The sequence below is a fragment of the Pantoea sp. USMM079 genome (genome assembly GCF_037153115.1).
Lineage (GTDB): Bacteria > Pseudomonadota > Gammaproteobacteria > Enterobacterales > Enterobacteriaceae > Pantoea > Pantoea communis.
On sequence record NZ_JBBCKX010000103.1, the window covers coordinates 1 to 222 of the forward strand.

1 rRNA gene is annotated in these 222 nt (G+C 52.7%); it reads left to right on the forward strand.

Annotated features, from left to right (window positions below):
• Positions 1-222 (forward strand): 23S ribosomal RNA (locus WFP70_RS26715); the annotation flags it as partial.

Consider the following 222-nt stretch of genomic DNA (forward strand, 5'->3'; position numbering starts at 1 on the left):
TAGCGGCGAGCGAACGGGGAGCAGCCCAGAACCTGAATCAGTTTGTGCATTAGTGGAAGCGTCTGGAAAGTCGCAGGGTACAGGGTGATACTCCCGTACACAAAAATGCACTTACTGTGAGTTCGAAGAGTAGGGCGGGACACGTGGTATCCTGTCTGAATATGGGGGGACCATCCTCCAAGGCTAAATACTCCTGACTGACCGATAGTGAACCAGTACCGT